Source organism: Pseudomonas sp. (assembly GCF_035277045.1).
GTDB lineage: Bacteria > Pseudomonadota > Gammaproteobacteria > Pseudomonadales > Pseudomonadaceae > Aquipseudomonas.
Map to the genome: position 1 here is coordinate 1 of NZ_DATELE010000006.1, position 10640 is coordinate 10640.

Here is a 10640-nt window from a genome sequence, read left to right on the forward strand (position 1 = left end):
CCAGGACGCCCGTGGGCGCGTCCTGGCCGTTCAGTCCCGGTTATTGACAGACACCGTCACCAGGCTTACGTTTACGTAAAGGTCACAAGCCACAACAATAAAAGGTGCCTCTCATGCATTACCCCTCGCTGAATTTCGCCCATGGCGAAACCATCGACATGCTGCGCGACCAGGTCCAGGCCTTCGTCGCCCGCGAACTCGCGCCGCGCGCCGCGCAGATCGACCAGGACAACCTGTTTCCCGCCGACATGTGGCGCAAGTTCGGCGACATGGGCCTGCTGGGCATCACGGTGCCGGAGGAATATGGCGGCGCAGGCCTGGGTTACCTGGCTCATGTGGTCGCCATGGAGGAGATCAGCCGCGGCTCGGCGTCGGTCGCCCTCTCCTACGGCGCCCACTCCAACCTCTGCGTAAACCAGATCAACCGCAACGGTACCGACGCGCAAAAACGCAAGTACCTGCCCGGCCTGATCAGTGGCGAGCAGGTCGGGGCGCTGGCCATGAGCGAGCCGAATGCCGGCTCCGACGTGGTGTCGATGAAGCTGCGCGCCGAGCGCCGCGGCGACCACTTCGTGCTCAACGGCAGCAAGACCTGGATCACCAACGGCCCCGACGCGAATACCTACGTGATCTACGCCAAGACTGACCTGGACAAGGGCCCGCATGGCATCACCGCGTTCATCGTCGAGCGCGACTGCAAGGGCTTTGGCCGCGGCAACAAGTTCGACAAGCTGGGCATGCGCGGCTCCAACACCTGCGAGCTGTTTTTCGACAACGTCGAGGTCCCGGAGGAAAACATCCTCGGCCAGCTCGACGGCGGCGTGAAAGTGCTGATGAGCGGACTGGACTACGAACGCGTGGTGCTGTCGGGCGGCCCGACCGGGATCATGCAGGCCTGCCTTGACCTGGTCGTGCCGTACATCCATGACCGCAAGCAATTCGGCCAGAGCATCGGCGAATTCCAGCTGATCCAGGGCAAGATCGCCGACATGTACACCCAGCTCAACGCCGGCCGTTCCTACCTCTACGCCGTGGCCCAGGCGTGCGATCGCGGCGAGACCACCCGCAAGGACGCGGCAGGCGTCATCCTCCATACCGCCGAGGCCGCCACCCAGATGGCCCTCGAAGCGATCCAGATCCTGGGCGGCAACGGCTATATCAACGAGTTTCCGGCCGGGCGGCTGCTGCGCGATGCCAAGCTGTACGAGATCGGCGCCGGCACCAGCGAAATCCGCCGGATGCTGATCGGCCGCGAGCTGTTCAACGAAACCCGCTGAGCAAGGACCGCGCCCATGGCTATCCTGCACACCCAGATCAACACCCGTTCACCCGAGTACCAAGCCAACCAGGCGGCCATGCTCAGGCAGGTGGAGGCCCTGCGCGCCCTGCTCGCCCAAGTGCGGCAAGGCGGCGGGCCCAGCGCCCAGGAGCGGCACACCTCGCGTGGCAAGCTGCTGCCGCGGGAACGGATCGACCGGCTGCTTGACCCGGGCTCGGCGTTTCTCGAGATAGGCCAGCTGGCAGCCCACGAAGTGTACGGCGAGGACGTGCCGGCGGCGGGTCTGATCGCCGGGATCGGCCGGGTCGAAGGCGTCGAATGCATGATCGTGGCCAACGACGCGACGGTCAAAGGCGGCTCGTATTACCCGCTGACGGTGAAAAAGCACCTCCGCGCCCAGACCATCGCGTTGCAGAACCGCCTGCCGTGCATCTACCTGGTCGACTCCGGCGGCGCCAACCTGCCGCGCCAGGACGAGGTGTTTCCGGACCGCGAGCACTTTGGCCGGATCTTCTTCAACCAGGCCACCCTGAGCGCCCAGGGCATCGCGCAGATCGCCGTGGTGATGGGGTCCTGCACCGCCGGCGGCGCCTACGTGCCGGCCATGGCCGACGAGGCGATCATGGTTCGCCAGCAGGCGACGATCTTTCTCGCCGGCCCGCCGCTGGTAAAGGCGGCGACCGGCGAGGTGGTCAGCGCCGAGGCGCTGGGCGGCGCCGACGTGCACTGCCGCATCAGCGGGGTGGCCGACCACTATGCCGACAACGACGAGCACGCCCTGGCCCTGGCCCGTCGCTGCGTGGCGAACCTCAACTGGCGCAAGCTCGGCCAGGTGCGTGAGCAAGCGGCGATCGCGCCGCTGCAGGACGCCGAGGAGCTTTACGGGGTGATCCCGGCCGATGCCAAGCAGCCGTTCGAGGTGCGCGAGGTGATCGCGCGGCTGGTCGACGGCTCGCAGTTCGACGAGTTCAAGGCGTTGTTCGGCACCACGCTGGTGTGCGGTTTCGCCCACCTGCACGGCTACCCCGTGGCGATCCTGGCCAACAACGGCATCCTGTTCGCCGAGGCGGCGCAAAAAGGCGCGCACTTCATCGAGCTGGCCTGCCAGCGCGGCATCCCGCTGGTGTTCCTGCAGAACATCACCGGTTTCATGGTCGGCAAGAAGTACGAGGAAGGCGGGATCGCCAAGCACGGTGCCAAGCTGGTCACGGCCGTCGCCTGCGCCCAGGTGCCCAAGTTCACGGTGATCATCGGCGGCAGTTTTGGCGCTGGCAACTACGGCATGTGTGGACGCGCCTACGATCCCCGCTTCCTGTGGATGTGGCCCAACGCGCGGATCGGCGTGATGGGCGCCGAGCAGGCGGCGGGTGTGCTGGTCCAGGTCAAGCGCGAGCAGAGCGAACGCAGCGGCGCGCCTTTCAGCGCCGAGGACGAGGCACGGCTCAGGCAGCCGATCCTCGACCAGTACGAACGCCAGGGTCATCCGTACTACTCAAGCGCCCGCCTGTGGGACGACGGCGTCATCGACCCCGCGCAAACCCGCGATGTGCTGGGCCTGGCATTGTCCGCCGCGCTCAACGCCCCGATCGAACAGAGCCGTTTCGGCATTTTCCGGATGTGATCGATGAGCGACTTCGACACCCTTGAACTGGTCAAGGACCCCCGCGGTTTCATCACCCTCTGGCTGAACCGCCCAGACAAGAACAACGCATTCAATGCGCAGATGATCCGCGAGCTTGTGCATGCCATCGACCGCATCGGTGCGGACGCCAGCGTGCCCTTCGTGGTGCTGCGGGGCCGTGGCCGTCACTTCAGCGCCGGAGCGGACCTTGCCTGGATGCAGCAGTCGGCAGCGCTCGACTACGACAGCAACCTCGACGATGCCCGCGAGCTTGCCGACCTGATGTACAACCTGGCGCGGCTCCAGCCACCGACCCTGGCAGTGGTCCACGGCGCGGCATTTGGCGGGGCGCTGGGCCTGATCAGCGCCTGTGACATGGCGATCGGCAGCGAGGACGCGCAGCTGTGCCTGTCGGAGGTCCGCATCGGTCTGGCCCCGGCGGTGATCAGCCCCTTCGTCGTGCAGGCCATGGGCGAGCGGGCGGCCCGCCGCTACGCGCTGACCGCCGAGCGATTCAGCGGGCTGCGTGCTCGCGAGCTTGGCTTGCTGGCCGAGGTGTACCCCGCCACCGCGCTGGAACAGCAGGTCGAGGCGTGGGTCGCCAACCTGCTGCAGAACAGTCCGCAGGCCATGCGCGTGAGCAAGGCGCTGCTGCGCGAGGTTGGCCCAGGCGAGCTCAGCCCGGCCCTGCGCCGCTCGTGTGAAAACGCCATCGCCGGCATCCGCGTCAGCGCCGAGGGCCAGGAGGGCCTGCGCGCCTTCCTGGAGAAACGTCCACCCACCTGGCAGAAGGAGCCGCGCCCATGAGCCAATCGACGCTGACCACCCTGCTGGTGGCCAATCGTGGCGAAATCGCCTGCCGGGTCATGCGTACCGCCAAGGCTATGGGGCTGACCACGGTCGCGGTGCACAGCGCCATCGACCGCGAGGCCCGGCACAGCCGCGAAGCCGACATCCGCGTTGACCTGGGTGGGGCCAAGGCCGCCGACAGCTACCTGGACATCGGTAAAGTGCTTGCGGCGGCGAGCGCCAGTGGCGCCCAGGCGATCCATCCCGGTTACGGTTTCCTGTCCGAAAACGCGGCCTTCGCCCGCGCCATCGAGCAGGCCGGACTGATCTTCCTCGGCCCGCCCGCCAGCGCGATCGATGCCATGGGCAGCAAGTCCGCGGCCAAGGCACTGATGGAAAACGCCGGAGTACCGCTGGTGCCGGGGTATCACGGCGCGGCCCAGGACCTGGAGACCTTCCGCGCCGCCGCGGCGCGCATCGGTTATCCGGTGCTGCTCAAGGCCAGTGCCGGCGGCGGCGGCAAGGGCATGAAGGTGGTCGAGGAGGAAAGCCAGTTGGCCGAAGCGCTCGCCTCGGCCCAGCGCGAGGCGCAGTCGTCCTTCGGCGATGCGCGCATGCTGGTGGAAAAGTACGTGCTCAGGCCGCGCCACGTGGAAATCCAGGTGTTCGCCGACCAACACGGCAACTGCCTGTACCTCAACGAGCGTGACTGCTCCATCCAGCGCCGGCACCAGAAGGTGGTCGAGGAAGCGCCCGCACCGGGCCTTTCGGTGCAACGCCGACAGGCGATGGGCGAGGCAGCGGTACGCGCCGCCCAGGCGATCGGGTACGTCGGCGCGGGGACCGTGGAGTTCCTGCTCGATGCCGGGGGTGAGTTCTTCTTCATGGAGATGAACACCCGCCTGCAGGTCGAGCACCCGGTGACCGAAGCCATCACTGGCCTCGACCTGGTGGAATGGCAGATCCGCGTGGCCTGTGGCGAAGCCCTGCCGATCACCCAGGCGCAGGTGCCGCTGAACGGACATGCCATCGAGGTGCGGCTATACGCCGAAGACCCTGCCAATGACTTTCTCCCGGCCACGGGAACCCTGGCCCTGTACCGCGAGTCCGCGCCCGGCGCGGGGCGCCGGGTCGACAGCGGCGTCGGTGAAGGTGACCGTGTCTCGCCCTGGTACGACCCCATGCTAGGCAAGCTCATCGCCTGGGGCGAGACACGCGAGCAGGCACGCCTGCGCCTGCTGGCGATGCTCGACGAATTCGCCATCGGCGGACTGAAGACCAACATCGGTTTCCTGCGGCGCATCCTGGCGCATCCTGGGTTCGCCGCGGCTGAACTGGATACCGGTTTCATTCCGCGCTACCAGACGCAGTTGTTGCCGCCCTCCACCGCGCTTCCCGCCGCATTCTGGCAGGCGGCGGGCGAAGCCTGGCTGCAGAGCCAGGCCATCACTTCTCGCAGCGACGATCCCGGCTCCCCCTGGGCACAGGCCAGTGGCCTGCGCCTAGGCCTGCCGGCGCGCAGCAGCCTGCACCTGGCGTGCGAGGGCATTGACCAGGCGATCGCCCTGGAGCACGCCGCGGCCTCGCAGTACCAGCTTGAAGGCGACCATCTGTACACCGACCAGGACGGCGTGCGCCGGGGGCACCTGGCGATTCGGCGGGGCGAAGCCTTGTACCTTCGATGGGACGGAACACTGCACCGTGTCACCGCATTCGATCCGGTCGCCGAGGCCGAGGCCAGCCACGCTCATCACGGTGGCCTGAGCGCCCCCATGAACGGGTGCATCGTTCGGGTACTGGTCGAACCGGGCCAGCAGGTGGAGCCCGGCACGGTGCTGGTGGTGCTCGAGGCGATGAAGATGGAACACAGTATCCGTGCCGCCAGCGCGGGGGCGGTGACGGCGTTGTTCTGCCGGGAGGGGGACATGGTCAGCGAAGGGATGGCGCTGATCGAAATCGAAACGCCGGGACACTGATACCGGGGGCGCCAGCCCCCTTTTCCTTCAGAGCTTGCTGTGGGCCCTTACCACCACGCCCAGGAACTCGCAGCCTGCCTCACACAATACCGTGGGATACAGCGTGTTGAGCGGCTTGAGCATGCGCTGGCCGCCCTCTTCGATCAATTGCCGAAACACGGCGGGCTTGCCAGGCTGCCGTGCGATCACCAGTTTGCCTGCCCTGGCTTCGAGCTGGGTGTCCACCAGCACCAGCATGCCCTCGGGCACGCTCCTGCCGCTCGGGGCGTTCATCGCATCGTTCTCGACCGGCAGCCAGTAGGCCTTGCCTCGCGCCGGGTAATCGGTCTGCAGGTGCACGGTGCAGGTTTCGGGCAGCGGCCCTTCAAGGTCGCTCCAGGCAAGCACCGGAAAGCGGAAACTGACATAGGTGTCACTTTCGTAGGGGGTGATCGCCTCATTGACCGCATCCCGGTCCACCACCAGCACCTGGGCTTCAAGGTGAACCAGGCCCAGCTTGGCCAGCGAAGCGTTGATGGTGGGCACGGTCGGCCGGCGGGTGCCGCGAAGCCAGTGCCCCACTCCACCCTGGGTCATCCCCAGCAGCTCGCCCAGCTCGTCCTGGGACAGGCCGTGCTCCTTTTTGTATCGGGTAAGAAATGCGATCCAGTTTTCCATCGCGGCACAATACGGCCTGTACTAGAGCGCTCAATACACAAAAAGTATTATTTATTCGAACATGACCAGTACAGATTGTCCTATGCTCGGGATTCACTACTTCAAAGTGCAGGCGAACAGGTAACAGGATGAAACCTACGACAAAAACAGATACAGAACTGGACAGCGAAGCTGCCCGCCGCGCGCTCGATTTCTATCTAAACCCACCCACGGCGCTCCCCAATCCCGATGATTTCCTCTGGGTGCTGCGTGACGATGTCACGCAAGAGCAGGCCAATGCCCATGCGGCTGCCTTGCTGCGCTGGACGGCGACCACCGCCTACGAGTCAGGCAGGCACATGCAGGATTCCGCGCGCGAGGTGGTGTTCACCTTGCTGCAGATGGTCAATATGGTCAGGACCCTGCTGGAACACCGGGTAAAGGGAGGTGACATGCCAGACACCCCGGCACGCTGAGAGGGAAGAGGAAAAGTGGTGGTCGACGAACGGCAACGGCCCCGGTTGCCGGGACGATGAGGCATGCACCGGTGAGTATTTTCACCGGATAACCCAAAAATCATTTGACTGACAAATGATAACGATTATTATTGCACTCAGCCGGTCGCGAGACCAGCTGGATAACCTGGAAGCCCTTAGGTCGGACTCTCAGATTATCTCCTCATCAGGCTAATCACGGTTTTTGACCCGGCTTTTTGCCGGGTCTTTTTTTGGCTCTTCAGGCTAACGAAGAGTGGTACTGCTTGAATGCCGGCGATGATAGCAAAGGTGTATCACTTCGTGAAAGCGAGTGATAAAACTTTGCGCAATCAGCACTTGAGAATCAATATCGTTACGATTAAGCTCACCTCAAGCGTCAAGGACGACGCTCCCCTGGTCATCCATCCCGTGCAAGGAGCTTGCCCATGACCCGCCTGCTGCTGCCCCTCGAGCACCGCCCGCAACACGCCCTGGATCCTTCCGATGACGCCCTGCTCTCCAGCCTGCGCCAGCTGCCGCGCCGTGTGCAGCAAGTCTTCCTGCTTGGCCGTCTCGACCAGCTCGACTTCGCCGGCATCGCCGCGCGCCTTGACCTGCCACTGCAAACGGTCGAGCGCCACATGAACCAGGCATTGCAGGCCGCGCGCCCGCGCGATGACGCACCGGCATCCCAGGCTGGGCAATGGTATGTGCGCCTGCAGAATCCGGACGTGACCGCGTGCGAACGCATCGATTTTCGCCGTTGGCTGGACGCCGCGCCCGAGCACCTGCAGGCCTTTCACCAGACCGAACTGCACTGGCGCGGCCTGCTCGCCCCGGCCCGGCTGCTCGGCCGGGACGGCTGGTACCAGCAAGGCCGCGCGGCGCTGACCGTCGGCGGCTGCTCGGTGGCCATCGGCCTGGGCGTGGCGGCGCTGCTGGCCCTGGGGTTCTGGGCCTGATCGCGGGGGTGTAGAGTAGCGTCACAACAAAGCCACAGGAGCTTGGCTATGACCGTGACGCTGTCCCCACTGACCCTCGACTGCGACTTCGACGCTGGCAACATCCAGGTGCTGGACACCCGCGATCCGGGCCGGACGCGCCTGGCGATCCGCGCCGACACCCATAGCGATCACTTCCAGTGGTTCCATTTCAAGGCAAGCGGCCTCACGCCCGGGCAAATCCACGCCTTCAGCCTGGACAACGCTGGCAAGTCTTCCTACAACAAGGCCTGGAGCGGCTATCAGGCGGTGGCCTCGTACGACCAGCGGCAGTGGTTCCGGATTCCCACACGCTTCGATGGCCAGGCCCTGGTGTTCGAACTGTACGCCCAGCACGCCCAGGCCTGGTTCGCCTATTTCGAGCCCTACTCGCGCGCCCGACACAACCAGCTGATCGAACGCGCCCGGCAGATACCCGGTGTCGAACTGCTGGCCACCGGGCGAAGCGTCGAGGGCCGCGACATTGCGCTGCTGCGCGCGGGCGATGGCGCGCCCGGCAAGCGCAAGATCTGGCTGATTGCCCAGCAACATCCCGGCGAGCACATGGCCGAGTGGTTCCTGGAAGGGCTGATCGACCGTTTGCAGGCCAATGACGCAGCTGTACGGCAATTGCTGGCCAGCGCCGACCTCTACCTGATCCCCAACATGAACCCCGATGGCGCCTTTCGCGGTCATCTGCGCACCAACTTCAATGGCAAGGACCTGAACCGTGCCTGGCAGGATGCGAGCATCGAGCACACGCCCGAGGTGTTCTTTGCCCAGACGCAGATGAAGCAGCAAGGCGTGGACCTGTTTCTCGACGTGCATGGCGACGAGGAAATCCCGTTTGTGTTCACCGCCGGCTGCGAAGGCAATCCCGGGTACACGCCGCGCCTGGCCGCGTTGGAAAACACCTTCCGCACGACCCTGTGCTCGCTGACGGCCGACTTCCAGACCACTCACGGCTACCCGCTCGACGCGCCCGGCAAGGCCAACATGGCCCTGGCCTGCAACGCGGTCGGCGAGGCTCATGATTGCCTGTCGCTGACCCTGGAGATGCCGTTCAAGGATCACGATGACGCCCCGAATGCCGTGACCGGCTGGTCCGCCGAGCGCTCCAGGGCGCTGGCGGGGGCGGTGCTGGAGACCGTTGCGACGATGGTGGCGCAATTGCGCTGAACCTGTTGTCGCCCCCGCGGATTCAGAACTGCACATCCAGCACCACATTGTCGACATAACTCCCCGCCGGCGGGGTCGCCTGGTCGCTGTATACCCGGGCGTTATAGTTGAAGACCTGGCTTCCGGTGCCCGTGCCCGCCCCCGGATTCACGTTGGCATCACTGCTCGCCCGCCGGGCAGTGGTCAGCGGGCCCCAGCGCACGGTACCCGCGCTCTTGAAAATGTCATACGCGAGGTAGTTGTTGGCCGCGGATTTCATCCGCCGCCGCCCTCCCGCCGCGTTCTGTCCGTCATCCAGGCCCACCGTATAGTTGCTGCCCTTGGTGCACGACAGGTTGATGCTCTGGTTGACCGCGGCAAAGGCCCCGACCACCGGGGCGCTGCCGAAACTGATGTTGGGCGTGGTGATCTGGCAGTCATTGGTGACCTGCACGCTGACCGTCAGCGTGCGGGTGCCCGTGTTGATGTCGCGCCCGCTGCAGATCGCACCGATTCCTATGCCGGAACAATAGTTCCAGTCCCAGGCAATGGTCAGGGTTTCCTGGTACAGCCCGGCGGCTACGTTGCTGCCGACGGCGGTCCGCAGGTACAGCGGCACCGACTTGGGCGTGGTGCCGTTGAGCAGCCCAAGGGCGTCGAGGATGCCATTGCGGGCAAAGTCGAAGCGCACCCCGCGGGTGATGGGGAAGCTTGCAGTGCTGTCGGCGTACAGCGTGTAGCCGATCACATCCCCGGTCGGGCCGACCAGCCCGCCCGTGGCCGAGGTAATGGTGGCATAGAAATGATCGTTGGCCGTCAGCAGGCTCAACAGCGACCCGGTGCATTGCAGCCCGGCGTTGGTGGTTGACGCGCTCTGCACCGCCGTACGCACGAGGGTCGAGTTGACGGTGCCGAAACTCGCCGGCACGGTGTCCACCGCCGAGCACAAGGCCCAGGCCGGTCCCGCCAGCCACAGGCCAAGCAAAGGGGACAGCCGCCACAGGCGCTTCATCGACACACCAGCGGACCGATCAGCGGCACCGGTCCCTGCCCTTCCGGCAGGTCGAACTCGACCTGGCACTGCCCACCGTCGGCAACCTGCACCTGCAGGCGGTTGTGCGGCGACAGGTTCTCCAGATAGACCAACCCGTCCCAGCCCACCACCGCTTGCCCGCCACTCTGCTCGTGGCGCACCCGGCTACCCAGCTTCAACTCATGGTTGTCGGCATCCACCAGCACGATGCTTGCCGCCATTACCCGGCGCAGCGCGAACTCCAGCAGATAGCCACTGCCACGACGCACCGCGACCCGTTGCTCCACTTGCGGCGCGAGGATATCGGCGGGCAGGTCCAGGGGGTCGATCTCGTACTTGCCCCGGTAGTAGCCGCTGCCCCAAGGCACGAGAAGATGCCCGCTGCTGTTGGTGCGCCCCACTTCCTGGTTTTCGTAGCGCACCGGCACGTCGGCGTACCCCCCGGTACTGACCACCACGAAGGCGTCGTCGATACGGTTGGCGGCGAACAGCCCGGCATCCATCAGCACCAGCGAGCCGCTGGCGTCGGCCCAGCGGGTCATGTTGTCGCCAGTGCCGTAGGTGCCCGCCTGCAACTGCACCGATTGCAGGCGCCAGGTGACGTCGGCCTGCCGATAGGCCTCGCGGTCGCCGTCGGCATAGCCCAAGGTGAAGCCCACCCCGCCTTCGACTGGCACCGACCGGCTGTAATT

10 protein-coding genes are annotated in these 10640 nt (G+C 65.6%); 7 read left to right on the forward strand and 3 right to left on the reverse strand.

Going from position 1 to position 10640, the window contains the following annotated elements; genetic code table 11:
* The first annotated feature begins 113 nt into the window (after window positions 1-113).
* Genes VJS90_RS00210 through VJS90_RS00225 form a run of 4 tightly spaced genes read left to right on the forward strand, consistent with a single transcriptional unit; the run spans window position 114 to window position 5665 of the window.
* Window positions 114-1277 (forward strand): isovaleryl-CoA dehydrogenase, encoded by a 1164-nt coding sequence (locus VJS90_RS00210; RefSeq protein ID WP_324117958.1) that lies wholly within the window; start codon window positions 114-116, stop codon window positions 1275-1277.
* 15 nt (window positions 1278-1292) lie between these two features.
* On the forward strand, window positions 1293-2900 hold the full coding sequence (locus tag VJS90_RS00215) for a carboxyl transferase domain-containing protein (protein WP_324117959.1): 1608 nt from the start codon (window positions 1293-1295) through the stop codon (window positions 2898-2900).
* A gap of 3 nt (window positions 2901-2903) precedes the next feature.
* Window positions 2904-3707, forward strand: coding sequence for a gamma-carboxygeranoyl-CoA hydratase (locus VJS90_RS00220; protein WP_324117960.1), 804 nt, complete (start codon window positions 2904-2906; stop codon window positions 3705-3707).
* Window positions 3704-5665, forward strand: a complete 1962-nt coding sequence (locus VJS90_RS00225) for an acetyl/propionyl/methylcrotonyl-CoA carboxylase subunit alpha (protein ID WP_324117961.1) — start codon at window positions 3704-3706, stop codon at window positions 5663-5665. Before VJS90_RS00220 ends, VJS90_RS00225 begins: the two co-directional genes overlap by 4 nt.
* Before the next feature lie 27 nt (window positions 5666-5692).
* On the opposite strand, the gene VJS90_RS00230 is transcribed toward VJS90_RS00225, so the two are convergent.
* Window positions 5693-6322, reverse strand: a complete 630-nt coding sequence (locus VJS90_RS00230) for an XRE family transcriptional regulator (RefSeq protein WP_324117962.1) — start codon at window positions 6320-6322, stop codon at window positions 5693-5695.
* Window positions 6323-6450: 128 nt separating this feature from the next.
* Here VJS90_RS00230 and VJS90_RS00235 point away from each other — a divergent pair, with 128 nt between their 5' ends.
* The 3 genes from VJS90_RS00235 to VJS90_RS00245 all read left to right on the forward strand — a co-directional run bounded on the left by VJS90_RS00235 (window position 6451) and on the right by VJS90_RS00245 (window position 8936).
* Window positions 6451-6777: a hypothetical protein gene (locus VJS90_RS00235; protein WP_324117963.1), complete on the forward strand. Its 327-nt coding sequence runs from the start codon at window positions 6451-6453 to the stop codon at window positions 6775-6777.
* A 446-nt stretch (window positions 6778-7223) separates the two neighbouring features.
* Window positions 7224-7739: a DUF4880 domain-containing protein gene (locus VJS90_RS00240; protein WP_324117964.1), complete on the forward strand. Its 516-nt coding sequence runs from the start codon at window positions 7224-7226 to the stop codon at window positions 7737-7739.
* A 48-nt stretch (window positions 7740-7787) separates the two neighbouring features.
* On the forward strand, window positions 7788-8936 hold the full coding sequence (locus VJS90_RS00245; protein WP_324117965.1) for a M14 family metallopeptidase: 1149 nt from the start codon (window positions 7788-7790) through the stop codon (window positions 8934-8936).
* A 22-nt stretch (window positions 8937-8958) separates the two neighbouring features.
* On the opposite strand, the gene VJS90_RS00250 is transcribed toward VJS90_RS00245, so the two are convergent.
* Both VJS90_RS00250 and VJS90_RS00255 read right to left on the reverse strand, forming a co-directional pair.
* A complete protein-coding gene (locus VJS90_RS00250) occupies window positions 8959-9927 on the reverse strand; it encodes a spore coat U domain-containing protein (protein WP_324117967.1) in 969 nt (322 codons plus the stop codon).
* The coding region (locus VJS90_RS00255; protein ID WP_324117970.1) for a FimD/PapC C-terminal domain-containing protein at window positions 9924-10640 on the reverse strand (717 nt) is incomplete at its 5' end. The genes VJS90_RS00255 and VJS90_RS00250, both read right to left, overlap by 4 nt.

Bases quoted from the DNA above. Each gene is read 5' to 3' on its own strand.
- VJS90_RS00230 (WP_324117962.1), bottom strand. From the start codon at position 6,322: ATGGAAAACTGGATCGCATTTCTTACCCGATACAAAAAGGAGCACGGC.
- VJS90_RS00245 (WP_324117965.1), top strand. From the start codon at position 7,788: ATGACCGTGACGCTGTCCCCACTGACCCTCGACTGCGACTTCGACGCT.
- VJS90_RS00250 (WP_324117967.1), bottom strand. From the start codon at position 9,927: ATGAAGCGCCTGTGGCGGCTGTCCCCTTTGCTTGGCCTGTGGCTGGCG.
- VJS90_RS00220 (WP_324117960.1), top strand. From the start codon at position 2,904: ATGAGCGACTTCGACACCCTTGAACTGGTCAAGGACCCCCGCGGTTTC.
- VJS90_RS00240 (WP_324117964.1), top strand. From the start codon at position 7,224: ATGACCCGCCTGCTGCTGCCCCTCGAGCACCGCCCGCAACACGCCCTG.
- VJS90_RS00210 (WP_324117958.1), top strand. From the start codon at position 114: ATGCATTACCCCTCGCTGAATTTCGCCCATGGCGAAACCATCGACATG.
- VJS90_RS00225 (WP_324117961.1), top strand. From the start codon at position 3,704: ATGAGCCAATCGACGCTGACCACCCTGCTGGTGGCCAATCGTGGCGAA.
- VJS90_RS00215 (WP_324117959.1), top strand. From the start codon at position 1,293: ATGGCTATCCTGCACACCCAGATCAACACCCGTTCACCCGAGTACCAA.
- VJS90_RS00235 (WP_324117963.1), top strand. From the start codon at position 6,451: ATGAAACCTACGACAAAAACAGATACAGAACTGGACAGCGAAGCTGCC.